This is a genomic window from Malacoplasma muris (genome assembly GCF_046774425.1).
In the GTDB taxonomy this organism is placed as follows: Bacteria; Bacillota_I; Bacilli_A; order Mycoplasmatales; family Mycoplasmoidaceae; genus Malacoplasma; species Malacoplasma muris.
Genome location: NZ_CP177248.1, coordinates 876,266 through 901,795 on the forward strand (window position 1 = coordinate 876,266; position 25,530 = coordinate 901,795).

Here is a 25,530-nt window from a genome sequence, read left to right on the forward strand (position 1 = left end):
CATATATATTATACATTTAAGATATAATTTATAGTTACAAAATAATAAAAATCTCATATATTTCTATATGAGATTAAATAAATTTTTAATATTCTTCTCTTCTATTATTTTTTCTACCAAAAAGTCTTTTTCATCATGGAAGTTTCTTTTTAGGTTTATCATCATACTCTCTACTTAAATTAGTTGTAGGAACAGTTCTATTAATTACTGGATTTCCATTACCATATCTTTGATTATCTAAAGTTTCATCGTCATCATCTTCAAATGAATAAGATGAAGTTTTTGGTCTATTATAGTAATCATAAAAATCATTAGATGTTGATTTAATAGGAGACAATGATGAAGTGTCAGAATTTTGAGTTGGATTAGTTTTTGGTGTAGGAAAAACATCTTCTTCTTCCTCTTCACTCAAAGCATTTAAATCAATTGAAGAAGTGCCAATTGCTGGTTGAGATGAAGAAATTTCTTCTTCTTCATCAATTGCACCCAATTCAAATGAACCTGTTAATAAAACATTAATTTGAGCATTTTCATAAACATCATTATATGAAATACCATGGACAATGTTAATATTATTAACTGAAACTAATTCCTTTAATGCACTTCTTGTATTTTCTAAAATAATGCTTGGAACATTTTCATTTAATCTAAAATTAATAAGTGCTTTTTGTGATTCATTGATATTGACATCACTTAATCCCATTTTAATAGCATGTTCCAAAGACTCTTTTATTGCATCCTTTGTATAGTCTGTCAAATCTATTCTCATGAACAAAAAACCATTTTTATCTTCAAAAAAGTTTCTAACATCTGCAAAGTCAATATTAATATCACTTGGTTTTGTAATAATGTTAATAATTTCTTCTACGATTGTTTTTATATATTGATTAGCACCTTCAAATGCTTTTTTAATAGATGTTCTTTCTCTATCTAAAGAAATAATTTTATCATTATTTACTGTTGTTAAGCCATTACATAAATAAGATAATTTTTGTAAACCACTTAATGCATTTGAATATGTTCTATTACCCTCTGCACCAATTGAAGGAAGATTAAATAAACCAATTGTTAAAATTCCAAGTTCTTGAGCAATTTTTGCAATAATTGGAGTAGCACCAGTACCAGTACCTTTACCAAGACCTGCAGTTAAAATCAAAATATCTGTTCCTTTTAACATATCTTTAATTATTTCTGCATCTGCTTCAGCTGCCATTTTACCCACATTAGGATCTCCACCTGAACCATTACCATCAAGTTCTTTAGCTCCTAAAATAAAAATATCAGCTAAATCTCCCATTGCACTTAAAGCCACATAATCAGTATTTAAAGCAATAATTTGAACAAAATCAGGTCATTCTTGTGATGTTTTCATATATTTAACAATATTGTTACCTGCACCACCTATACCAACTACTTTAATGTTAAATGTCTTAGAAAATTGTGTTTTATCCTTAGACATTGTTTGAATAAATGTTCTTTTATTTATCTCTGCAAGAATAGAGTTTACATTTTTCTTTATTTTTATACCATTATTTGTAGGTTCATCAATACTACTATCAAAACCACTACCAAAGTGTTTTTCAATAGTTTTTTCTAATTCTTCAGCATTTTGACCATTAGCAAAAATTCTATCATCATCTGCTAATGAAACTTGTTTTTGTTTAACTTGTGTTTGTGCTTGTCTATAATTTGTATTATTGTCGTTTCTCATATTTTCTTCATTTCTTTGATATTTTGCTTGAGGCATCCTATTAGAATTATTTTTAAACTCTGCTTCAACTTGAGGCATTGGTCTATAGTTTGCTGCATTTGAATTACTATATGTTTTACTAGAATATTCATCTATGCTTGGTTTTTGAAAATTTGCATTTGTTTTAACTCTAGGTGTTTCATCTATTGAATTCAAAATTTTGTCAATGTTACTTTTGTTCATAATTTAACTCCCTAAAAAATTATATTAGAATTTAGCCATAATTTTTCAACATATTCACAATTATACATTTATATATCTTAATATATTTTATTCATATTTATTTATATTCTTTATATTCCTTATCAAAATGCAACATTGTTGCAATTAATGAAAGAAATTTGGACTCACTTACACCAATATATTTTGATTCTAAACATATCACATCAGAAAATTTAACTAATCTTTTCTTAATAAACTCTATTCAGCTATTAAATATATTAGTTGAAGAATAAATATATATCTCATCAATCTCAATTTTCTTTTCTAAAAAGAATTTAATATGACTATTAATGTGATTTATTAATTTTATTATTCAGCTTGTAATTAATGCACTAATATCATTAATTTTTGTTTGAGAATAATCTAAAAATCTTTCTTTAAAATGGTTTACAAGAGGTAAATCATTATCAATTGGAGAAAGATTTCTATATATTTTTAACAACTCAATGGAAGTAATTTCATCTATGTTTGCTGATTCACAAATAGTTGATGTTAGATTTTTTATTCCAAATGGGCAAGTCATTTGATAAGTTAAAATCATATTATCATACAACTCAAAAGAAGTTTCAGAATGACCAATGTTTAGCAATAGTTTTCTTTTTCTTTCAAAATTACCAAATAAGTGACTGATAACCAAACTATCACAACTAAATAGTTTTACATTTAATTTTAGTTCATTTGCAATTTTAAAATATTCTTCCATATTATCTCTATCAACCAAATAATGTCTAGATGTATAAGATATTTTTTCCACATATTTATTAAATGGTATTGGTCAGTAATTATTAGAATTTATTCTCACCAAAAAACACTTCGAATATAATTCTAATAATTTTTTAGATGATTTATTAACCATTGTATTTTTTAAAATTTCATCCCATTTTTTATGTGTAAGTGTATTTTTAAAAATTATTTCATTAGATACATTATCTTTAATATTTAGTTTTTTAATTGGTAAATTAAATATTAATATTGTCTTGTCTAAACTAATTGGAATTCTTTTAATTTGATCACTTAATATTTTTGTCAACAACTCTTTATCAACAATTACTGAGTTACTAAAACAATTTTTTGTTAAAAAACTACTTTTATACACTGGAAATATCTTTCCATTTATAAAATTTGAAATAAGAATTTTAGTTTCATAATTACCAAAAGAAATAACAGCATAAGTTTTAAACATATTAATTCCTTTCAATAACTTTTAAAAGAGAGCTTCTAGCTCTATGATTTTTTTGTATCTCATCATCTGTGGCTCATTTATCTTTAATGTTAATAATTTTATACTCATTTTTTATGTTATTAACAGGCAATTCTTTAGGGTATTCATGATTTAAAATGCTTTTAAACGCTTTCTTAACTTCTTTTTCTTCAAGAGAATGAAAAGAGATAGTAACAATTCTTCCTTTAGAGTTCAGTCTTTTTAATGCTGCAATAATTGCCTTTTGTATTTCATATAATTCATTATTTACTTCTATTCTTATTGCTTGAAAATATTGTCTTGCAAAATGCTTTTTTTTATTCAATTCTTTGATACTAACTGATTTTCTTATAATATTAACAAGATCAATTGTTGTTAAAATTGGTTTATCACTTCTTGACTTAATTATTTCTTTTACTACATAATATGGATTTTTAATATCGCCATATTTTTTAAATAACATTGCTAATTCTTTGTCACTATAGTTATTAATAATAAATTTTGCATCAATTTTTTGTCTCTGATCCATTCTCATATCCAATGGGCCTTCTGACTTATAACTAAATCCTCTAGACCCATCATCAAACATTGGACTTGAGACTCCAAAATCAAAAAGAAAACCATCTACAAAATTAATATTTAAACTGTCCAATATTTTTTCTAAATTTGAAAATGTATCATGAACAAATAAATGATTATCATGCTTTTCAAAATTACTTTTGTAATAGTTAAAAGCTTCTATGTCCTTATCAATAGATATCAATTTCCCGCTTTCATTTAATTTTTTTAATATTTCAATAGAATGTCCTCCTCTTCCAAATGTACAATCAACATATATACCATTTGGTTTAATATTTAATAATTGAATTGCATTATCTTTTTGAACTGATACATGTTTAAAATCATTCATAAATTACCTACTAAACTATTCTAATTTTGTCACTAATAGATGACAATTTAAAATCATTATTCACACATCTTATACCATTAGATAAAAGGACAACATTATAACCAAACTTCAATGCATCAAGTGCTGTTTGCTTAACACAATAATCACCAGCTAATCCTAATATATAAAGATTTACAATATTATTCTCTTTTAAGAAATTATTAAGTTTTGATTCATCATTACCATCATAAAATGCTGAATAATTATCAACATCTATGCTTGTGCCTTTTTTAATAATAATATCGGCATCTTGTTTACTGATTATTTCAACAAACTCACTACCATATTCTCCCTTAACACAATGTTTGGGCCACAATGAAAATGAGCAATGATTGGAAGGATGATAATCTTGAGAAAAAATTATTTTTAAATTTTTTATTTTAAAAAAATAAATTACATCACTTATATAATCAACAATTTCATCACTATTTTTTATCTCTAAACTTCCATTAATATAAAAATCATTTTGCAAGTCAACAACAATAAGAGCTGAATTTTTTAAATATTCTAAATTCATAAATTTCAACTTTATTCTTTTATTTTTAAAAATAAATGCAAATAATAAAAAAGCATTAATAATAATTGATAAACTAATTGCTAATATAAAAAAAATAATTGAGTTATTTCATTGCATAAACATTGATTGTAAAGAAATTAAATATGAATTATTTCCCAAAAAACTCAATATCATTGCTATTGGAGAACCACAAACCAAACCTAATGAAATACATTTAAAAAAATAATAGTATTTTTTTATTAATAAATTAATTGTAAATATACTTGTAACTATACCTAATATAATAAATAAAACAATTAATAACAATAAACCTATATTTTCTAAAGGATTCTGTAATGCAACTCAATAAACATCATCATAAGTTTGTGCCAAAAATAGTATTAAACTGCCACTTATACCAGGAATAAACATACAAAATCCAGATAAAAAACAAGTAAATAATATCAATAATACATATGGATTAAATTGTATTTTATTTCCAATATGTTTTTTTTCTAAAGAGATTCCTCCATTAAAATACAAATATATTCCAATAGAAACAATGATTAAAAAAAATACTATAGTTGTTACAGCTAGATACAATTTCTTTTTTATATTGTTATTTTTTATTTTATTTCAATCAAAATAAATATTTTTTAATATAAAAATTGGAATACAAAAAAAAGAAAAACTAAAAAATAAGATAAATAGTACTATTTGATAATTAGTTCCTTGTTTTGAAATAAAAGAGCTAAACAAAGAAAATAAAATTAGAAATATTATTCATGCAATAAAAAAAGGAAGCAAAGAAAATAGGTTTGAAAATCAAATTGATGATTTATTTTTTTTAAAAAGCAATTTAATTTTATTCATTAACACATCATAGAAATTAAAAAGTGATAGAGTTGTTCCACCTGAATATCCTGGAATACCATCACTTATTCCCATAAATATTCCTAGAAATATTTTTGACACTATATCATAAATCAATTTCTTATTATTTTTTTTTATATTACCTTTATTATTCATAACTATTATTTTAAACAAGATATAGTAAAATTATTAATAAATTGGTAATAATATGGATATCAAAAAAAGATTGGACAAATATCTTGTTGAATATTTAAATGTAAATTCAAGAAATCTTTCTCAAAAATTAATAAATAATAATTGTGTTTTGGTTAACAAAAATATCATTAACAAGCCAAATTTTTTAGTTAATGAAAATGATATTGTTGAAATATTGAAAGAAGAAAAGTATGTATCTAGAGCTGCATATAAACTTTTATTTGCATTAGAAAAATTCAATATTGATATATCAAATAAAATAGTTATGGATATTGGATCATCTACTGGAGGATTCACACAAGTATGTTTAGAAAATAATGCTGCAAAAATTTATTGCATTGATGTTGGAAAAAATCAATTATCACCAAAAGTAAAAGATAATGAAAAAGTGTATTTGTATGAACAAACAAACTTCAAAGATATAAATGCATTGGATTTTAATGATGTTAATTTTATAACTTGTGATGTTTCCTTTATTTCTATACAAAAAATACTAAATAAGATTAAAGAATTAAATTGAAAAAACATAAGTGGAATTTTTTTATTAAAACCTCAATTTGAATTGACCCCAAAAGAAATATCAAAAGGAAAAGGAAAGGTTCATCCAAAATTATTAAATCATGTAATCAATAGTTTTAAAACATTTTGCAAAAATAATAATTTTGATTTAATAAATATTTGCGAATCTCCAATAAAAGGAGCAAAAAAAAATAATATAGAATTTTTAACATACTTGAGGTGATAGAATGGAGTATATAATTTTTCATATTGATATGGATTCTTTTTTTGCATCAATTGAAGAAAATAAAAACATAAAATTTAAAAATAAACCATTAGTTGTAGGCGGAAGAGGAAAAAGAGGAGTAGTCTCATCAGCAAATTATGTTGCAAGAGAACTTGGAATAAAATCTGCAATGCCAATAAGTAAAGCATTAAAAATTTATCCTAAATTAATAATTGCTGATGCTCATTTTGAAGACTATAGTTATTATTCATTTGCAATTTATTCTTTTTTAAAAACAATTACAAAATTAGTTGAAATCGGATCAATTGATGAATGATATATTTCATTAAAGAATACTAAGTATGAATCATGAACCGAAGAAGAATTTGCATATTACATAAAAGAATACATATATAAACATTGAAAATTAAAATGTACTATTGGATGTAGTTGAAATAAATTTTTAGCTAAAATGGCCACTAATTTATCCAAACCTAATGGTTTTGGAATTTTAAACAAAAATAATTTTAAAGACAAAATATATAATTTAGATATATCTAAAATGTATTCAGTGGGAAAAACAACATCAAACACATTAAAAGAACTTGGAATAAATGTAATTGGTGATATTGTAAAAAAACAATACAATGAAAATGAAATTCAAAAAAAAATAGGTTCTCATTGAATAAGCATCAAAGGAAATGCATTAGGATTTGGCAGTCAAAAAATAGAAACATCAGCAGATCCAAAATCAATTGGAAGGAGTCATAGCATTATTGAATATTATGATTTTAATGAATATAAAAAGTTGTTTTACAATATTACAAATAGTTTAAACAAAAATTTAATTGAAGGTAATTATTCTTTTAACAATATAACATTAAAAATTAAATATATATCAAATGATATTGATACAATAAACATAAAAAATAATACAAATCAAAAGTATTTAAATGAAAATAAAATAATTTTTGAATTTGACAAAAATATACCCAATACAAAATATAATCAAATCAAAAATATTAGTGTTTCTTTATGACCAATAAAAAGAAACATATTCACCCAAGAACAGATGAATATGTTTAATGATAACTATAATGACATTGATTCTATAATTGTTAATGTTAATAATAGTCTAAGTAGTAAAGCAATATTTAAGGCTTCAGAATTAAAAAAACATTATTATAAACCATCTAAATAATCTTTACCATATTTAGTAATAGATCTCCCATTACTATCTTTAGTAACAAAATTTAATTGTATAAGATATGGTTCAATTTTATTTATTATTGTTTTTTCATCTATATTTAAAATTTGTGACAATGACTTAATTCCCATTTTTTTATTAGTATTAATTGCTTTTAAATAATTCAAATCGATAGAATTTAATCCCAACTCAAAAATTCCTATTTTTTTTAATATTATTTTTGGTTCTTCTTTTTGATATGAGTAATGATCATTAAATCTAGATAGAATTCTTTTTGAAATACGTGGTATTCCTTTTGAATGATTTGCAATAACATTTAAAATAGATTTATTCATTTTTATATCACATTTGCTTGTTGTAAATTTTAATATTTCATATATTTCTTTATTGCTATAAGGTTCTATATGTTCAACTATTCCAAATCTTTCTTCAAATGGGTCAGGCAAGTTTCCCAGTTTTGTTGTTGCTCCAATAATTGTGAATTTTGGTAATTGTAGTGACACCACTTTTGCATTAAAATCTTTACCAATATTTATATTCATAACAAAATCTTCCATTACTGAATATAACATTTCATAACACATTGGTTCTAATGAATGAATTTCATCTATAAATAAAATGTCTTTTTCTTTAATAGAATATAACAAATTTATTAGATCAACTTTTTCTTTTATTTCTGGACCCTGAATAATTTTTATATTTGTTTTCATTTCATTAGCAATTATCTTAGCAATAGTTGTTTTGCCAACTCCAGGTGGTCCATAAAATAAACAATGATCTAATGTTTTATTATTTGTAATTGCATTAGAAATATAAATTTTTAAATTATTTTTTAAACTTGTTTTACCTTGAAAATCATCAAAATTAGTTGGCCTTAATTGTAGTATGTCCATTTTTGTTTATTATTGTTTTTATTGCTTCACTTACTAAATCATTTATATCTAAACCATTATTAGTATTTGAATTATTTTCAAGTTCATTCAATGCATATTCTATATCTTGTTTTTTGTAACCTAATACTTTTAAAGAATTAACAATATCTGGAATTTTTTCCATTCAATTATTGTCCAACGAATCATTTTCTTGAGAATTTATTGTACTGTTTTTATTATCAATAATTTCATTTCTTAATTTATATCCTAGCTGATTTACAATCATAATAGATAATTTATTTGTGAAACCTGGTAAAGTTTCTAATGTTTTTATATCATTGGATTTTATTAGTTTTTTTAATAAAGAAACATCATTTTTTAAAATAGCCATTGCAGTTTTTGGACCAATGCCATTTAAAGTTAATAATAATTCAAAAAAGAATTTTTCATTAATTGTTTTGAATCCATAATACTCATAAACAAAATTGCCTTTATTATTTTGTGTTACTCTTGTATATAAATAAAGTCTATGGAAAGCATTTAAATCTAAATTATCTATTCCATTAACAAAGACTTTATAACCTATGAAGTTATTTTCTAAAATAACATAATTTGTATTTGTATAATTTATTTTTCCTACTATATATTCATACATTTTAAATATCCCCCATATATAAAAACGAAAATAATTTTGAAAATTATAATTTTTTACTTTTTTTTAAAAGAAATTAATAATATTAGTCTTTACAATATAATGAATTTATGTGTGTTATATAACATTTATAAATTTTGGAGACTATTATGAATAAAATGATAATTATTGTTGGTCCAACTGCAAGCGGAAAAAGTGATTTAGCAATGATATTGGCAAAAGAATTGAATTTGGAAATAATTAATGCCGATGCTTTTCAAATTTATAGAGAAATTAATGCAGGAATTAATAAACCAACTTCACAAGACTTAAAAGAAGTAAAACATCATTTTATTAATAATAAATCCATAAATGATGAATGAAATATAAAAGAATTTCAAAAAGAAATTAATTTATTAATAGAAAATAATCCAAACAAAAATTACATAATATGTGGTGGTTCAAATTTGTATATAGATTCTATAATTAAAAATTATGATTTAAAAGAAATAGACAGAAATATGGAATTTGGGAATATGTCAACTGTTCAATTATGAAATAAGTTGAATGAATTAGATCCTGAAGAAGCTAAAAAAATAAATATAAATAATGAAAAAAGAATAAAACAAGCATTAAGAATTATTTTATCTCTTAAGCAACTTAAATCAGAAAAGGATAAAAAAAATAAAGGATGCATTTTTAAATACATAATTATTTCTGTACACGTGGAAAGAAACAAATTATATGAAAAAATAAATAATAGAACAATAGACATGATTAATATGAATTGAAAGGGTGAGGTTGAAGATTTAATACAAGATTCAAATTACAAAAATAACAATGCATTAAAAGCTATTGGTTATAATGATGTATATGAAGCAATAATTTCAAATACAAATATAAATGTTGAAAAAATACAACAGAAGACAAGAAACTATGCAAAAAGACAAATTACATGAATAAGAAATAAATTTAATGTTGACATTATTTATGACAAAGAAAAAAACAATTTAAATGAAGTTATAAAAAAATGTAAGGATTTTTTAAATGAATAAATTTACAAAACATTTATATATTCATATTCCTTTTTGTAAATATATATGCACTTACTGTGATTTTGTTAGAAAAATTCCAAAAAATGAATTTGAAGTAGAACTATATATAAATGATTTAATTAACAAAATTAATAGAATTCAAAATAAATTCAAAACAATTTACATAGGGGGTGGAACTCCAAATTTTTTGTCTGATTCCTTGTTAAACAAACTTCTTTTATCTCTTCAAAAAAATATTTACTTTAATACTGAGTTTACAATAGAGTGTAATCCTGATTTTATAACAGAAAGTCAAATAAAAGTTTTTAAGTTAAATAATGTCAATAGAATATCATTAGGTGTTCAGACAACGAATAATAATATTTTAAAATTACTAAATAGAAAACATTCCATTCAAGATGCTGTTGATGCAATTAAAATTTTAAAAAAATTTGAAATAAATAATATATCATGTGATTTTATTTATAATTTACCATTATTAAAAAAATCAGACTTAGATGATGCTATTAATTTTTGTCTAAACAACAATATCAATCACATTTCATTTTATTCATTAGAAATTAAAGAAAATTCTATTCTAAAAAAAATGAAATATATTATTAATACAGATGAAGAAGAAAAACAATTAGAATACATAATAAAAAAATTAAAAAAAACAAAGTTTAAAAGATATGAGGTTTCTAATTGATCTATTTCTAAAAAATATAGAAGCAATCATAACCTTGCTTATTGAAATTTAAAGGACTGAATGGCAATAGGTATAGGAGCATATGGATTAGAAAATAAAAACTATTACACTAATGTAGGATCATATCAAAATTACAAAATAAAAAATAACATATTAGACGATAAAGAATACTACTTATACATACTTATGATGGGACTAAGATTAACAGATGGTATAAATTTAAATAGTAGAAATAAAAAAGCATATGAATTCTATAAAAATCAAATTAATAAATCAATGATAAAAATAAAAAACAACAAGTTAATTCTAAAAAACATTAACTTGTTGGATTCATTATTAATTAATCTTATTTAAATTTTGCTTTTTTATATTCTATTAAGTATATTAAATCTAACATTTTTTTATTCACTAAAGTAGATGATGAATTAGTTGCGATATCATCAATTAATCCTATAGAAATGAATTCTTTCATTTTTTGATTATATAAATGTCTTGTAAAATAAATTTCAAATAAATACAGTTTGGGAAAATCTATTATCAATTCGCTTGACATTAATTCTTTAAATTTATCATCATATATTAAATCAATTTTTTCAGTATTATTAATTTCATTAATAAAATTAATAATGTCATTATATATTTCTAAAGTAAAAGAAATAGTTTTAATTAAATTAGATTTAATAAAATTTGAAAAATCTAATAAATTCATTTTTTGAATTTCATTTACTTTCAAAGAATATTCAATATCATCATTAAAAATAAATGGAATTAATAACGTAAAAGAAGAATTTATATCTAAATGATATTTTTTTAATAAAAAACCAAATATTGTAAAAAGAACTTCCAATGATAAGATAGGAGTTAAATAAAAAAATTGCTTCATAATGATTGATATTTTAATTATAGGAAAATCATCTAATTCTTTTGAATTTAAGAAGTCAAAAATATCATCCATTAATTTGTAATAATCAGTGTCTCTATAATTTCTTACAAAATTACTATTGTTTAATTCTTTTCTTATATATTTTATAAACAACTTAGATGATTCAAATTTTGACAAATCAAATTTTGTAAAATTAATTCAATCATTAAATCAAGTGAAATAAGACAATTTTTTTTCAATGCCATTTATTTCTTCTTTATTCACAAGACAATCTCTAGTTATTAATGTTAATAAATCAATTTTATAATTTTGTAGTTTAGAAAAATCATATACTAACAATAGATTATTTATTATTTTTGACACTTTTCTAAATACATAATTATCAAGATAATTAATTTGATTTAAAAAAGATTTTAAATCGTAAAATTTTTCAACTAATTCAAAATCTAAATCATTAAAATAATAATTTAAATCTTTTTTCACTTTATTGGCAACATTGAATAATGATTTAAAAGTAACTCTATCCATAAAGTTTATTACATCCTTACAATCTCTAATAAATTATAATAAAAAAATACTTTTTAAATTATTAAAAAGTATTTTCAATTATAAATATATATTTTTAAGTTTATTTTTTATTTTGTTTTTTATTTGAAGCAGATTTTTTTGTAATTGATTTTTTTGTTTCTTTTGGTTTAGATACTGATTTACTATTTTTTGAAGAAGTAACAGATTTTGACTTATTATTTGTTTTTTTATTTGTTGCTACATCACCACTATTTTTAATAATAGAAATACCTGGCAAATCACTTCCTTCTAAAAATTGAATAGAAGCACCACCACCTGTTGAAATATGGCTAAAACCATTTTCATAACCAAGTTTGATAGCCGCAGATGCTGAGTCACCACCACCTATTAATGTAAAAGCGTTATTTTTACTTCCATATTTAGCAATAGCTTTACAAATGGCATTTGTTCCAGCTGAATAATTATTAAATTCACAAACTCCCAAAGGTCCATTTCAAATAATAGTTTTTGCTTTCTTAATTTCTTTGATAAAAATTTTACATGTTTTTTTACCAATATCCAATCCTTCATAAGATTTATCAAAATTTGTAACTTTAAATCTTTTAGGTTTAGTATCAGCAAATTCTAAAGATGCATTAATATCTATTGGCAATATAATTTTATCTCCATATTTTTTTAATAATTCTCTAGCAACATCAAGAGTTTCTTCTTCAAATATAGATTTTCCTATTTCATACCCTAGTGCTTTTTGAAATGTATAAGACATTCCACCACCAATTAAAATTTTGTCTGATATTCCTGCTATGTTTTCAATTGATTTAATTTTATCTGAAATCTTTGCCCCACCAAAAATTGCAACAACAGGCTTACTTGGATTATTAATAGCTTTTGATAACATTTTTAATTCTTTTTCAATTAAAAAACCAACACATGAATCAGAAATATTTGATGCTATACCAACATTAGATGCATGTGCTCTATGAGAAGTACCAAATGCATCGTTTACAAAAACGTCTCCAAGACTTGCTCAAAATTTTGCAAGTTTTTGATCATTTTTAGATTCTTTTTTAACAACTTGTCCTTTAGAATCAATATCATTGAATCTTGTATTTTCTAGTAAAATAATTGATCCAGTAGACATTTTCTTTATTTTATCAACTAATTTTGCATTAGTATTGTTTTCCTCAAATGAAATACTAACATCTGGTAATAACACTTTTAAATGATTATAAACAGGTTTTAATGTTCTTTTTTTCAAATCATCTAAATTTTTAACTCTACCAAGATGAGAAAGAAGAATTATCTTTGCATTTTTTTCCAATAAATAATTTATGGTAGGCAGCGCTTCTTTAATTCTTTTATCATCAACTACAACACCATTAGATATTGGAACATTAAAATCTACTCTTACAATTACATTTTTATTATCAACATTTATATCAGTAATATTTTTTTTATCATAAATCATAATAATAACCTTTCAAAAAAAGTAGCCTAAGCTACTTTATAATATTTAAAACTAAGTAAATTATATATTTATAAATCTAAAATTGTTATAATTTTCCAACATATTCAATAACTCTAACAAGTTGAGCAACATATGAACTTTCATTGTCATATCAAGTAAATACTTTATATGACTTTTTACCATCTACATCTAAAGCCATTGTTAAGAATGGATCAAATAATGAACCATGATCATCTCCAATAATGTCAGATGAAACTATTTCATCTTCTAAATATGCAAATGACTCATTAGCGGCTTTTTTCATTGCAGCATTTATTTCTTCAACTGTTGGTTGCTTTTTTAACTCAACTGATAAATCAACTAATGATCCAGTTATTGTTGGCACTCTGACAGCCAAACCATGTAATTTCCCTTTAAGACTAGGTAATACTAATCCTATTGCTTTAGCAGCACCTGTTGTAGAAGGAACAATTGATGCAGAAGCTGCTCTTGCTCTTCTTAAATCAGAATGTGGTGCATCTTGTAATCTTTGATCTGCAGTAAAAGCATGGATTGTATTCATCAAACCTGATACAATGCCAAATTCTTTTTCAAGCACATTTGCCATTGGGGCAAGTGCATTTGTTGTACAACTTGCAGCAGATACAATGTTATCACTTGCCTTCAAAATTGTATGATTAACATTATACACAACTGTTGGAATTTCTCCTTTTCCTGGAGCTGAAATAACAACTTTTTTTGCTCCTGCAGTTATATGTTTACTTGCTCCTTCTTTATCTGTAAATCTACCTGTAGATTCTATAACAACATCTACTCCCAATGTTTTTCATGGCAGTAGTGATGGATCTTTTTCAGCAAAAATTGGAATTCTTTTAGAATTAACTATAATCGCTTGATTATTTTTATCCTTATCATCATATGAAATGCTGGCATTAAATACTCTATGAGCAGTATCATATTTTAATAAATGTGCTAATGTCTTAGCATCAGTCAAGTCATTTATAGCAACAATTTCAAAATTTTTGTTTGCTGACATTCTTCTAAAAGTCAATCTTCCAATACGACCAAAACCATTAATTGCAACTTTAATTGCCATAATAAATTCTCCTATATATTCTATATACTTAGTGTTATTATAATGCAAAAAAATATGACAGATTTAATAAAAATCTATCATATTGAATATTTTGTATCGCTTATATTTATAATTCTATATTTTATTTTTTGGTTTAATATCCATTAAACCCAATCCACTTGCTATTGTAGCTCTTATAGCATCAATTAATAATAATCTTTGAGAAATCAATTCCTTATTTGTAGAATCCAATATTTTCACTTCATTATAATATGTGTTGAATAAGGAAGCAAAATTATATAAGAATGTTGGAATTTTTTGAGTTTCATAGTGATTTGCTATATTTTCAATAGTGTGAGGATAATAATACATCATATTAATTAATTCTCTTTCTGTACTTAAAGTCAATTTGCTTGCACTTTTTCCAAAAGAAATTTTAGATTTTTTAGCTTTTTCTAAAATCTTATTGATTCTTGCATAGGCATAAAGAACATAAAATAAATGATTATCTTGATTTTTTCCTTCAAATTGATTTATATCTATTTCAAGATGAGTATCACTTGCTTGTGATATTAAAGACCATCTAGCGCTTTCAACACCCATTGTATTAATTAAATCTCTCAATGTTAATGATTGACCAGTTCTTTTAGACATTTTAAATTCTTCACCATTTTTTGTCAATTTAACCATTTGCATAATAACAACATGTAATTTGTTTGGATTGTGTCCTAAACATCCAACTGCTGCTTTCATTGAAGTTACATATGTATTGTGATCAGCACCAAAGATATTAAATATCATATTATATCCACGACTTAACTTAATGTTATGATATGCAATATCTGGCATAAAATATGTTAATTCTTTATTTGATTTAACTATTACTCTATCTTTATCATCTCCATAGTCACTAGTTCTTAATCAAATAGCACCATCTTTTTCATAAACATTTTTACCTAATTTTTTTATTGTTGAAGGAACTATGTTTAAATCATATATTTTTGATTCAGGATAATATCTTTTAAATTTTGTTCTAAATAATGATAAATCCTTTTTAATGACCTCAAGTAAAGCTTTCTTTGAATAATTTTTAAAGAAATCATACACTTTTGGATCATCTATTTTTTCCATAGTGTATTTAACATTTTTATATTTACTACCAATTTCACTAACTAATTGTTTAGCTACTTGTTTTGGTTCTTCTCCTTGATATCAATCTTCTCCCATTTTTGCATCTTTGACACCAAGTTCTTGTAAATATCTTACAAATACAGATAAACCTAGTTTATTAATTTGAGATCCTGCATCATTTACATAATATTCTGTATCAACTTCAATACCACATTTTTTTCATACATTATTTAATGTCATCCCTAAAGCAGCATTTCTTGCATGTCCAATGTGTAAAGAACCTGTAGGATTTGCTGAAACATATTCAATATTGTATCAAAGTTTTTTTGGTACAAATTGACCATATTCTTTTTGTTCTTTTGATGCTTGACTAATTACTGCAAATTTTGCTTTGTCTGACAATATAAAATTAATAAACCCATTTAACAATTTTACATCTTTAAATAATTCATCTTTCTTAAGAGTTTTTGTTAAATACTCACCAATTTCAGTTACAGGTTTTTTTAAAATTCCAGAAACAATCATTGCAGCATTTGTAAAGAAATCACCATTATCAATGTTTTTAGCTTTATCTACAATTATTTTCTTTACATTTAATTTATACTTTTCTAAAATAATTTTTTTAACAATTTTTTCAATTTTTTTTAATAGTGTTTGTTTAATCATAAGTTTACCTTCATTTTAATATCTCATATTTTTTCCAGTTATTTCAATAAAAGAATTATTCACTAACTGTTTTATTCTTTCTACTATTCTTTCACAAATTATCATAGAATCATTACTTTTACATCTTTTAACTAATAATTGCTTAAACTGGTTTATTGAATAATTTGAATTAAATATTGTAATTTTTTTCTGGGCAACCCGAATATTCAATATGTTTAATAAATAATTTGAATAAAATCAATCTGTCGCATACTCTGCTCCTAAATCATCTAATACCAAAACATCACAACTTTTTGAAATTTCAAATATTTTGTTTCCCTTTTCTTTATCTAAATTATTATTAAAACCCAACTTAATTATATTCACGAATTCAGGCATATAAACAAAAGAAATAGTTTTGTTCTTATTTTTAGCATATGCTTTTGTAAAAGCAAAAGACATAAAAGTCTTTCCTACACCACACTTACCATATAAATATATTCCAGTATTAGCATCATTTTTAAAATTATTTTGAAACAAAATTGCAGCTTCTTTTTTTGAAGGATTAGTATTTATTTCAGTGGATTCTGGAGTTATTATTGATTCAAATAAATCACTATTATCATAATAATTGTATAAATATAATTCCTTAAATTTATTTTTATTTAAAATAATATTCATTTTTTCACATGGTTTATAATAAACATAAATATTACCCATATGTCGTTTTAAATCTAAATGCATATTAAATGAATTTATACATTCATTGCTTTTCTTTGCGCATTCTTCAGTTTCAAATAATATTTTTTTAAGATAAACGATGTTCTTATATATCTCTTCATCAGTTAAATCAAGATGTATAAAATACTCATGATATTTATAAAAATCTATTTCACGATTATTTAATACATATTTATTCTTATTAAAACTACTATTAATTATTTTTTTTAATGAATCAAGTTCTTTTTTCATTATACATACCTAAAACTACTCAAATATCTTTCAATCTATACAATCTTCTTGAACATATTTATCATTGCTATTTTCTAAAAAAGTATTAGATTCTGAAATGTTAGAATAATTTTTTTCGCATTTAAACATAGAATCATTATTCTTTGCACTTCTAAATCTTTTTGTTTTCACATCGCTATTTCCTCAATTTATTAAATGATTATATGCTTCATCTAATGAATTTATATTTTTTAACTTAAAACTTTTTGCCATCTTTTTTAAATATTTTGCATTAAGGACATGATGAGTTTTATCTAAAGAATAATCTATCATCATATTAATTAACATATCATTCAATCTATATTCTTTTCGCAACAAATTTATTGTTTCTATTTCATCAGCATTTAATTCAGTATTTGTAATTAAAAATAAATATTGTTCGCTATCAAATGATGAATAATCTTTATAAGCTTTATTCAAAGAAGACAGAGAAGTATTTTCCATAAATAAATCATTATGTCTATTTATTTCAATCACTTTATTAAAATCTTGCTTAATTCTGTCTTTAGAATTATCTTCTAAATTTTTAACAAGAACATTATATGAAATAACAAAATTATTATTAGAATTATCCATAACAATAGATTTATAAATAAATGATTCAATTTGCTCAAAGGTGAATTTCTTATCTGTATAATATTTATTAATTAACTTTTTAATATCTTCATCTATTATTAAACTTATAGATGTTGTTTTTGCTAAATTTTCATATAATGCATCAAAATTAAACTCATATATACCATCAAAATTATTTTCATAATATTCATCTATATCACTAGAAATGTCATCATAATAATTAGGAATTTCATTTTTAGAAAATAAAATTTCTAAAAACTCAAATTCTTTATTACCAATTTTATCTATTAATAAATTTCTAAGTTTTTGATTTGAACAAAATCTACTGAAATTTAATGGAGGAATTATATCAAAAATTAATTCTGATTTATTTTTAGAACAATATGTCTTTAATAAACCAACAGCTTCGAGATTCTTTCTAGAAATATCAAAATCATAAGAAGAAAAATCTAAATTTGATAATAAATCAGAAACATATTTTTTTGAAAATTTGAAAAAATTCACTGTTGATATATCAGAACATAAATGCAAAAATAATTTCATTGATTTTAAAGAAATAATAGGCATATATAATTTGTATAACTCTAAAGAATTAAAATCATAGTTATAAAAATTAACATAATTATAAACAGTATTTTTTGTATATAATGACATAAAAAAACTCCTTATGAATAACATATAAAGATCAGCAATTAATTACTTTAATTAAACGTGTCTATCTATATCACATAAAGGAGCATAAATAAAAAACAAATCTAATTTATTCATTTAGAATATTTCACAAAAAGAGTTTACTTTATTTAAGTTAATATTTTAAAAATGTTTTTTATTGATGAAAAAAAAGATTCCAAATTAACATTATTTTCCACAATATAATCTACATAAACTATATGTGTATTTTCTAGCATTTTTGAGTTTTCCACATCTTTTGTGGAAAAATTATACCCTTGATGAAATTTATTAAAATTATCATTGATGTTTTCTCTACATGAATATATAGCTATTATTTTCTTAAATAGATAATAAAATTCTATTTGATTGTATATATAGATGCCAAGTTCTACAACTATAAATCTATCTAATGAATATAATTCTTTAATTTTATTTATCATAACTTCTAACATTAAACTATCTAGTTTTTTTTTAGCTATTTTATCTTTAATAATAAGCTCTCTAAGTTTTAATCTATTTACTTCAGTTGAAGTAACAAAGTCACTGCCAAAATTTTTTTTTATTATTTCATATCCTATTTTATTTCTACTATAAATTGAATGAATGTATTTATCCATTTCAAATACTTCAAATCCTTGTTCACTTAATAGTTGAATAGCAGTAGATTTACCGGAACCCATAAAACCTGTGATACAAACTAACTTAGAATTTAGTTTTTTCTCTTTTTTAGAATAATTATTCATTTTGACATTTAGGACAAAAATATGTTCCTCTTCCATTAACTTTTATTTTTTCTATAGTTGTTTTGCATTTTGTACATGGTTTATCTTTTTTTGTATGCACTTTTAAAAAATTTTGAAACTCTCCCTTTTTTTCTCTTTTAAAAAAGTATGTAGAAATTGTTGTTCCTTTATTTTTAACAGCAAGTTGTAAAATTTTAGTAGCATTATCAGAAATTGTTTTAAATTCTTTATCTGTTATTTTATTTCCTTGCTTCAGAGGATTAATATTTGATGCATGCAATATTTCATCTGCATAAATATTTCCTATTCCTGCAACATTTGTTTGATCCAATAATAAAGTTTTTATGTGTCTTGATGACTTAGATATATTATTTTTTAAATATTTTCAATTAAAATTCTCATCTAAAGGATCTAAAGCTAATTTTGATATTTCTTTTGAATTAATATAATCATTTTCATTATATATAGTAAATGTTCCAAATCTTCTTGTGTCATTATATCTTAATTCTTTTTTATTATTAAAAATTATTCTAACTAAAGTATGTCTTTTATTATATGGAAAATCAGCATCATCATAAAATAATTTTCCTTCCATTCTCAAATGAACCACAAATACTTTTTTGTGCGATATATGAAAAATTAAATATTTTCCTATTCTTGAAATATTTTCAATCTTTTCATTGATAATGTGGTTTTCAAATTCTTTAAAATCTGAATTTTTAAATAATTTTGGCATTATTGTTTCAACACCAATTATTTTATGATTTAAACATCCATCATCTATAAGTGTATCTATCATACTTTGTACTTCTGGTAGTTCTGGCATATTATTCTCCTTTTATATATTTATTAAATCCAGAAAAATTATATTTTTTAATAACATCATTTATTTTAGGTAAATCTAATTTTTTAGTTTCAAATTCATCAATTTTACTATTAGTAAAATAATCAGTTAGAATTGTTGCTAATTTTTTACATTTTATTCCCATTTCTTTTCCACTTACAATTTTTTCTTTTACAGATTTAGATTTAATAAAATCAGCATTATTAATGATATTTTCCAAATTATTAAATTGTTTTAAAAGTTCAATTGCAGTTTTGTGACCTATTCCTTTAATTCCTGGAATATTATCTGATGAATCACCACATAAACCCTTATAATCAATAATTTGTTTTGGTTTTAACCCTTCGCTCATTGATTCAAAATTTTCTGATGTATAAGTTATATATTCTGTGATTCCTTTTTTAAATTGAATAACATTAACATTTTCATTTACAAGTTGCAATAAGTCATTATCAGATGAATAAATTTCACAAAAAATATTATGATTTGATAATAAAGTTGAAGCAGAACCTATCACATCATCAGCTTCAATACCAGAAATACAAAAAGTATTTAACCCAAATAATGGCATTATTTCTTGAATAATTGGTATTTGTTTAACTAATAATTCAGGAGTAGATTTTCTTTTCCCTTTATATTCAGTAAATTCTTCTTTTCTAAAATTTTTGTCTTTATGATCAAATGCAATTACTGCATAATCATATTTATTATTTTCTAAAATTTTAAAAATTATAAGCATCATAGTTTTTATTGCATTTGTTGGAAAAATGTTATTTTTTTCAAAAAATGCAACTTGATTTATTGTTCCATAATATGCTCTAAACATTAAAGAATTTCCATCAATTAAAATAGCCTTTTTATTCATTTTGTAATTCCTCTTTTACTTTTAGTAACTGATATCCTTTATCACCTGTTTTTAATAAAACAATATATCAAATATCACTTTTAAAATAGTCATTTAAATATAAAGAATTAAAGCAAGCTACATCCAATTTTGTAGAACTATTGTCAATAAATGAAATAAATGCCATATCTTTACCATTTTTAGTTTTTATTTTTCTTATCCCTTTTATTTTAACTAAGCATTCGACAAATTCTTTTGAATTATCAATATCATTTAAACAAACTAAATTATATTTATCAATTATATTTTGTTGTGATTCAGTAAAATTTGTTTCATTTTTATTAACATTGTTTAATATGTCATTTTCATTAAAAAAATCATACCCTATTAATTCAATAAACTTATTATTTATTGTTTCTTTTTTTATTCTATCTTTAAATGATGAAACATCTTGTAATATTGGCTCAAATAAAAATTCACCATTTTTCTTTATTTGTTTACAATCCATAATAAGTTGAGGAAGATTTAATAACATATATTCTCTCTCTAAATCAAAACAGTCAAACATTCCAGCATATATTAGTGTTTCAATGGTTGATTGCCCAACTCCTGAAATAGATAATTCTTTTACACACTCTATATAATTATTAAATTTTTTATTCTTTATTTTATCTCTAGCAGAAATTATTTTTTTTGATGTCTCTTCACCTATGCCTTTTATTGAATTAAATCCCATTAATATATCTCTTCCTTTCAGTGAGAAATTTTTTAATGACTGATTTATATTTGGAGGCAAAACTTTTATATCTAATTTCTTACATTCTTCAATAAAAATTTCAATTTTGCTACTTGTACCTTCAAAAGCTATCATTAATGTAATCATAAATTCAGTTTTGTAATAATATTTTAAATAAACCAATCAATAGCTAATTAAAGAATATGCTATTGAATGAGAATGGTTAAAACCATAATTTGCAAATGTGTAAATATAGTTATAAATTTTATCAAAATCAGCTTTTGTATAACCATTTTTTAGAGCTCTTTTTTCAAATTGTTTTTTAAAATCATCTAGCTCATCCCCATGTTTTTTAGATATAATTCTTCTAAAAATATCAGCCTCACTTGCAGTGAAATTTCCAACTCTTTGAACAATGGTAATAACTTGTTCTTGATAAACAATTATTCCATTAGTTACTTCTAAAATATCTTTTAAACTTTCATGGACATATGTTACATCTTCTAATTTATTTCTTCTCGCCAAAAAAGATGGTATATTTTGCTGCGGACCTGGTCTAAACATTGCAGAACAAAGAGAAATGTCTTCTATTGATTGAGGTTTTAATTTTTTTACTAAATTAGTCATTCCAGGAGATTCTAATTGGAATATTCCAATAGTATTACCTTTTGATAAATAATCAAAAACCTTTTTATCTTCTAAATTAATTTTATTTAAATCAATATTTTTTTTATAAATATATTTAATTAATCTTTGAATATTACTTATAGTTGATAAATTTGTTAAACCTAATAAATCCATTTTTAACAATCCAAGTTCTTCTAAATAATCCATTGAAAACTGTGTAGAATTTTCTCCATTAGCTCCAAATTGTGTTGGAACAATTTCATCAAGACTTACATCTGAAAGCACTATTCCAGCTGCATGTAAACCAGTTTGTCTAGGAGCACCAATTATTTTAGAGGAAATATCAAAAAGAACTTTATATTCATCATAATAAGGTTTTAATCCTTTTATGTTTTTAATGGCACCTAATAAATCGTCATCAAATTCTTGACTAAGCAATTTTGAAATATTATTAATTATTTTCAAATCAATATTTAATATTCTACCAATATCTCTAATTGCCATTTTTGATTTAATACGCTGAAAAGTCACAATATGCGCAACATGGTTATAGCCATATTTTTCAAATAAATATTCAATAACTTCATTTCTTCTGGTGTCCATAATATCTATATCTATATCTGGCATTGATACTCTACCTGGATTCAAAAATCTCTCAAATAAAAGATTATATTTTAAAGAATCAACTTCAGTAATTCCTAAAATGAATGCAACTAATGAACCAGATGATGATCCACGTCCTGGACCAACAATAATATCATTGTCTTTTGCATAAGATATAAAATCTTGAACAATTAAAAAATAATCATTGAAATTCATTGAATTAATTATTTCTAATTCATATTCAATTCTTGTTTCATATTCTTTTCTATTTTTTGAATCTATAATACCATCTTGTATTTTTTGATTTAATTTATCATCACATAATTTTTTTAAAAATGTTTTTGATGTATGTTTTGAATCAATAGGATACTTAATTAAATGAAATTCATTTAATGGTATATCTAAATTAACATTTAGAATTTCCTTATTTAAATTTTCTATTGATACTTTATCAAAATTATTTTCTAAAAAACTAAAATTTTTAAGTTCTAAATTTTTATACATGTCTAAATCATCTAAATTTTCTACAACTTTAGATTCTAGTACGTATTTCATAGCTGTTACTATTATATTATCAGTTTGTTTTAAATATTTTGCTGTATTTACAGCTATTCTATTATCTTTGCCCTGATCAAAAGTATATATGCTAACACCATTTGCATAATATTCAGAACCTATTTTATTGACAATAAAAACATTTGATAAATAATTTTCCAGATCAAAATCTTCAGATTTTGAAATATGAGATGAAATTTTTATCAAATTTTTATATCCATTAAAATTTTTAGCAATAATTAATAAACTAAAATTTTTATAATTAATATCTAAACCTATTACAGGTTTTAAATTGAATTTTACAGCTTTTTTATAAAATTCAATTGCACAATATAAATTTGTATCTGTTAAGCAAACATATTTTTGTTTATTATCCAAAGCAAATTTAATAATATCATCACATGACAAAGAAGATGATAATAAAGAATAATGTGAATAAGTATTAAGATTAGCAACCAAGTTTTTATTTTCTTTCATTGATAATTTTCTTAATAATATCTTTTTCTTGATTAGTTAATAATCCATGTTCTAATCTATATCTCAATTCTTTGGTTGGAAGACTAGAATATCTTTCATATGACAAATCATATTCGGATTTTGAAATATCAAAATTATGAATATCAATTTTTGTAGTTTCTTCTTGCTTATTGTCTCTTAATATTTTTTCACTATATTCTTGTCTTCTTAATTTTTCTTTTCTATTTTTGTTAAACATAAAACAATTACCATCAATACATTTAAAATTATAAATTATTTGTTGACTTTTAAGTCATTTAAATAGAGTTTTAATTTCTTTATTACTTTATGAAAATCATGTTCACTATCTAATGTGAATCCGGCTGCAAATTTATGTCCACCACCATTAAATTCAGCTGCAATATGATTTATTTGTATATCTTTACTTCTCAATGAACCCTTTCAACTTTTTGTTTGTTCATCAAAATATAATGTTGTTCAAACACTAACATTTTTGATATCACTTAATAAATGAACCATAGAAAGTTGTGGATATATGTGAAACTTCTTATGTGCACCTTTTGGAATAACAAAATATGCAATATGATCTTCAATTTTTAGTCTTTTCATCAAAAAATTAGTAAACATAATCTGAGTTTTGTCCCTTAAATAAACAGCATCATGAACATCACCTCTACTAAATCCAGTTGCCACAAGTTTACCAGTTATTTCATATGTTGATGGCAATGTATTAGTATGTAAAAATCTGCCTGTATCAGTGATTATTCCAGCATATAAATATTTTGCACACAATGCAGAAACTTTAAGTTTACTTTCAAAAAATAATTTGGCTCACATTTCACATGTTGCTGGCATCATTGGATCAATTCATTCATAATCTGCAATTGTCTCAACTTGTGGATGATGATCAACTCTTAATGTTTCCTTACATAATGTATTTCTTCTAGAATAAACACGTGATGAGTTTGCTGTATCTGAAATAATTCCTAATGATGACTTTATATAATCATCACTTGCTGCATTTATTTTTGATTCAAAAGTAAATAGTGTTGATCCATATATTGGAGACAAAGAGTCTAAACCAATAATTTTTACATTTTTTGTCGGAAAATTATCTCTAATATATTCTCTTAAAGCAAAACAACTACCTAAAGCATCAAAATCTGGTCTTTCATGAAAAAATAAAGATATATTTTCATAATTTTTTATTTTATCGATTATTATGTTTATTAATTCTTTCATAAATTCT

The 25,530-nt window shown here is 22.9% G+C and carries 22 protein-coding genes; 4 read left to right on the forward strand and 18 right to left on the reverse strand.

Translation table 4 applies throughout. The features are described 5' to 3' along the window. Positions 1 to 85: 85 nt before the first annotated feature. The 4 genes from ACLFO7_RS03605 to ACLFO7_RS03620 all read right to left on the reverse strand — a co-directional run bounded on the left by ACLFO7_RS03605 (position 86) and on the right by ACLFO7_RS03620 (position 5,566). Positions 86 to 1,933, reverse strand: coding sequence for a cell division protein FtsZ (locus tag ACLFO7_RS03605; RefSeq protein ID WP_412032144.1), 1,848 nt, complete (start codon positions 1,931 to 1,933; stop codon positions 86 to 88). Positions 1,934 to 2,030: 97 nt separating this feature from the next. Continuing rightward, entirely contained in the window at positions 2,031 to 3,155 is a 1,125-nt protein-coding gene (locus ACLFO7_RS03610; protein ID WP_412032145.1) for a hypothetical protein, read from the reverse strand. Position 3,156: 1 nt separating this feature from the next. Further along, positions 3,157 to 4,083, reverse strand: a complete 927-nt coding sequence (gene rsmH, locus ACLFO7_RS03615; RefSeq protein WP_412032146.1) for a 16S rRNA (cytosine(1402)-N(4))-methyltransferase RsmH — start codon at positions 4,081 to 4,083, stop codon at positions 3,157 to 3,159. A 10-nt stretch (positions 4,084 to 4,093) separates the two neighbouring features. Continuing rightward, positions 4,094 to 5,566, reverse strand: coding sequence for an isochorismatase family protein (locus ACLFO7_RS03620; protein ID WP_412032147.1), 1,473 nt, complete (start codon positions 5,564 to 5,566; stop codon positions 4,094 to 4,096). A 133-nt stretch (positions 5,567 to 5,699) separates the two neighbouring features. Between ACLFO7_RS03620 and ACLFO7_RS03625 the strand changes: the two genes are divergently transcribed. Both ACLFO7_RS03625 and ACLFO7_RS03630 read left to right on the forward strand, forming a co-directional pair. Then, on the forward strand, positions 5,700 to 6,431 hold the full coding sequence (locus ACLFO7_RS03625; RefSeq protein ID WP_412032148.1) for a TlyA family RNA methyltransferase: 732 nt from the start codon (positions 5,700 to 5,702) through the stop codon (positions 6,429 to 6,431). A gap of 1 nt (position 6,432) precedes the next feature. Continuing rightward, positions 6,433 to 7,611 carry a Y-family DNA polymerase gene (locus tag ACLFO7_RS03630; RefSeq protein ID WP_412032149.1) on the forward strand — a complete coding sequence of 393 codons (1,179 nt, stop codon included), beginning with the start codon at positions 6,433 to 6,435 and terminating at the stop codon, positions 7,609 to 7,611. Here ACLFO7_RS03630 and ruvB read toward each other — a convergent pair. Together ruvB and ruvA are read right to left on the reverse strand one after the other, a co-directional pair. Then, complete coding sequence (gene ruvB / locus ACLFO7_RS03635) at positions 7,593 to 8,510, reverse strand: Holliday junction branch migration DNA helicase RuvB (RefSeq protein ID WP_412032150.1); 918 nt, start codon at positions 8,508 to 8,510, stop codon at positions 7,593 to 7,595. The two genes, ACLFO7_RS03630 and ruvB, sit on opposite strands and share 19 nt — an antisense overlap. Next, entirely contained in the window at positions 8,482 to 9,144 is a 663-nt protein-coding gene (ruvA, locus tag ACLFO7_RS03640; RefSeq protein ID WP_412032151.1) for a Holliday junction branch migration protein RuvA, read from the reverse strand. Before ruvA ends, ruvB begins: the two co-directional genes overlap by 29 nt. Positions 9,145 to 9,290: 146 nt before the next feature. On the opposite strand from ruvA, the gene miaA reads away from it, so the two are divergent. Both miaA and hemW read left to right on the forward strand, forming a co-directional pair. Further along, positions 9,291 to 10,175 (forward strand): tRNA (adenosine(37)-N6)-dimethylallyltransferase MiaA, encoded by an 885-nt coding sequence (gene miaA / locus ACLFO7_RS03645; RefSeq protein WP_412032152.1) that lies wholly within the window; start codon positions 9,291 to 9,293, stop codon positions 10,173 to 10,175. Beyond that, positions 10,168 to 11,217 (forward strand): radical SAM family heme chaperone HemW, encoded by a 1,050-nt coding sequence (gene hemW, locus ACLFO7_RS03650; RefSeq protein ID WP_412032153.1) that lies wholly within the window; start codon positions 10,168 to 10,170, stop codon positions 11,215 to 11,217. The genes miaA and hemW overlap by 8 nt, the downstream gene beginning before the upstream one ends. Here hemW and ACLFO7_RS03655 read toward each other — a convergent pair. The 12 genes from ACLFO7_RS03655 to ACLFO7_RS03710 all read right to left on the reverse strand — a co-directional run bounded on the left by ACLFO7_RS03655 (position 11,210) and on the right by ACLFO7_RS03710 (position 25,523). Then, positions 11,210 to 12,274, reverse strand: coding sequence for a hypothetical protein (locus ACLFO7_RS03655; protein ID WP_412032154.1), 1,065 nt, complete (start codon positions 12,272 to 12,274; stop codon positions 11,210 to 11,212). The genes hemW and ACLFO7_RS03655 overlap by 8 nt on opposite strands. A 100-nt stretch (positions 12,275 to 12,374) precedes the next feature. Next, on the reverse strand, positions 12,375 to 13,742 hold the full coding sequence (locus ACLFO7_RS03660; protein WP_412032155.1) for a phosphoglycerate kinase: 1,368 nt from the start codon (positions 13,740 to 13,742) through the stop codon (positions 12,375 to 12,377). A gap of 85 nt (positions 13,743 to 13,827) precedes the next feature. Then, positions 13,828 to 14,838 (reverse strand): type I glyceraldehyde-3-phosphate dehydrogenase, encoded by a 1,011-nt coding sequence (gap, locus tag ACLFO7_RS03665; protein ID WP_412032156.1) that lies wholly within the window; start codon positions 14,836 to 14,838, stop codon positions 13,828 to 13,830. A 114-nt stretch (positions 14,839 to 14,952) separates the two neighbouring features. Further along, on the reverse strand, positions 14,953 to 16,614 hold the full coding sequence (gene argS, locus ACLFO7_RS03670; protein WP_412032157.1) for an arginine--tRNA ligase: 1,662 nt from the start codon (positions 16,612 to 16,614) through the stop codon (positions 14,953 to 14,955). A 15-nt stretch (positions 16,615 to 16,629) separates the two neighbouring features. Next, positions 16,630 to 17,565 carry an ATP-binding protein gene (locus tag ACLFO7_RS03675; RefSeq protein WP_412032158.1) on the reverse strand — a complete coding sequence of 312 codons (936 nt, stop codon included), beginning with the start codon at positions 17,563 to 17,565 and terminating at the stop codon, positions 16,630 to 16,632. A 15-nt stretch (positions 17,566 to 17,580) separates the two neighbouring features. Continuing rightward, positions 17,581 to 18,834, reverse strand: a complete 1,254-nt coding sequence (locus ACLFO7_RS03680; RefSeq protein ID WP_412032159.1) for a DnaD domain protein — start codon at positions 18,832 to 18,834, stop codon at positions 17,581 to 17,583. Between the two features lie 146 nt (positions 18,835 to 18,980). Further along, positions 18,981 to 19,595, reverse strand: a complete 615-nt coding sequence (coaE, locus tag ACLFO7_RS03685; RefSeq protein WP_412032160.1) for a dephospho-CoA kinase — start codon at positions 19,593 to 19,595, stop codon at positions 18,981 to 18,983. Further along, positions 19,588 to 20,421 carry a DNA-formamidopyrimidine glycosylase gene (mutM, locus tag ACLFO7_RS03690; RefSeq protein WP_412032161.1) on the reverse strand — a complete coding sequence of 278 codons (834 nt, stop codon included), beginning with the start codon at positions 20,419 to 20,421 and terminating at the stop codon, positions 19,588 to 19,590. The genes coaE and mutM overlap by 8 nt, the downstream gene beginning before the upstream one ends. A gap of 1 nt (position 20,422) precedes the next feature. After that, entirely contained in the window at positions 20,423 to 21,304 is an 882-nt protein-coding gene (locus tag ACLFO7_RS03695) for a 5'-3' exonuclease (protein WP_412032162.1), read from the reverse strand. Continuing rightward, a complete protein-coding gene (dnaE, locus tag ACLFO7_RS03700; protein ID WP_412032163.1) occupies positions 21,297 to 24,281 on the reverse strand; it encodes a DNA polymerase III subunit alpha in 2,985 nt (994 codons plus the stop codon). Before dnaE ends, ACLFO7_RS03695 begins: the two co-directional genes overlap by 8 nt. Beyond that, the gene (locus ACLFO7_RS03705; protein ID WP_412032164.1) at positions 24,268 to 24,519 is read right to left on the reverse strand and encodes a hypothetical protein; all 252 of its coding nucleotides are present in this window, start codon (positions 24,517 to 24,519) and stop codon (positions 24,268 to 24,270) included. Before ACLFO7_RS03705 ends, dnaE begins: the two co-directional genes overlap by 14 nt. Positions 24,520 to 24,554: 35 nt before the next feature. After that, positions 24,555 to 25,523: a DHH family phosphoesterase gene (locus tag ACLFO7_RS03710; protein WP_412032165.1), complete on the reverse strand. Its 969-nt coding sequence runs from the start codon at positions 25,521 to 25,523 to the stop codon at positions 24,555 to 24,557. Between the last annotated feature and the right edge of the window lie 7 nt (positions 25,524 to 25,530).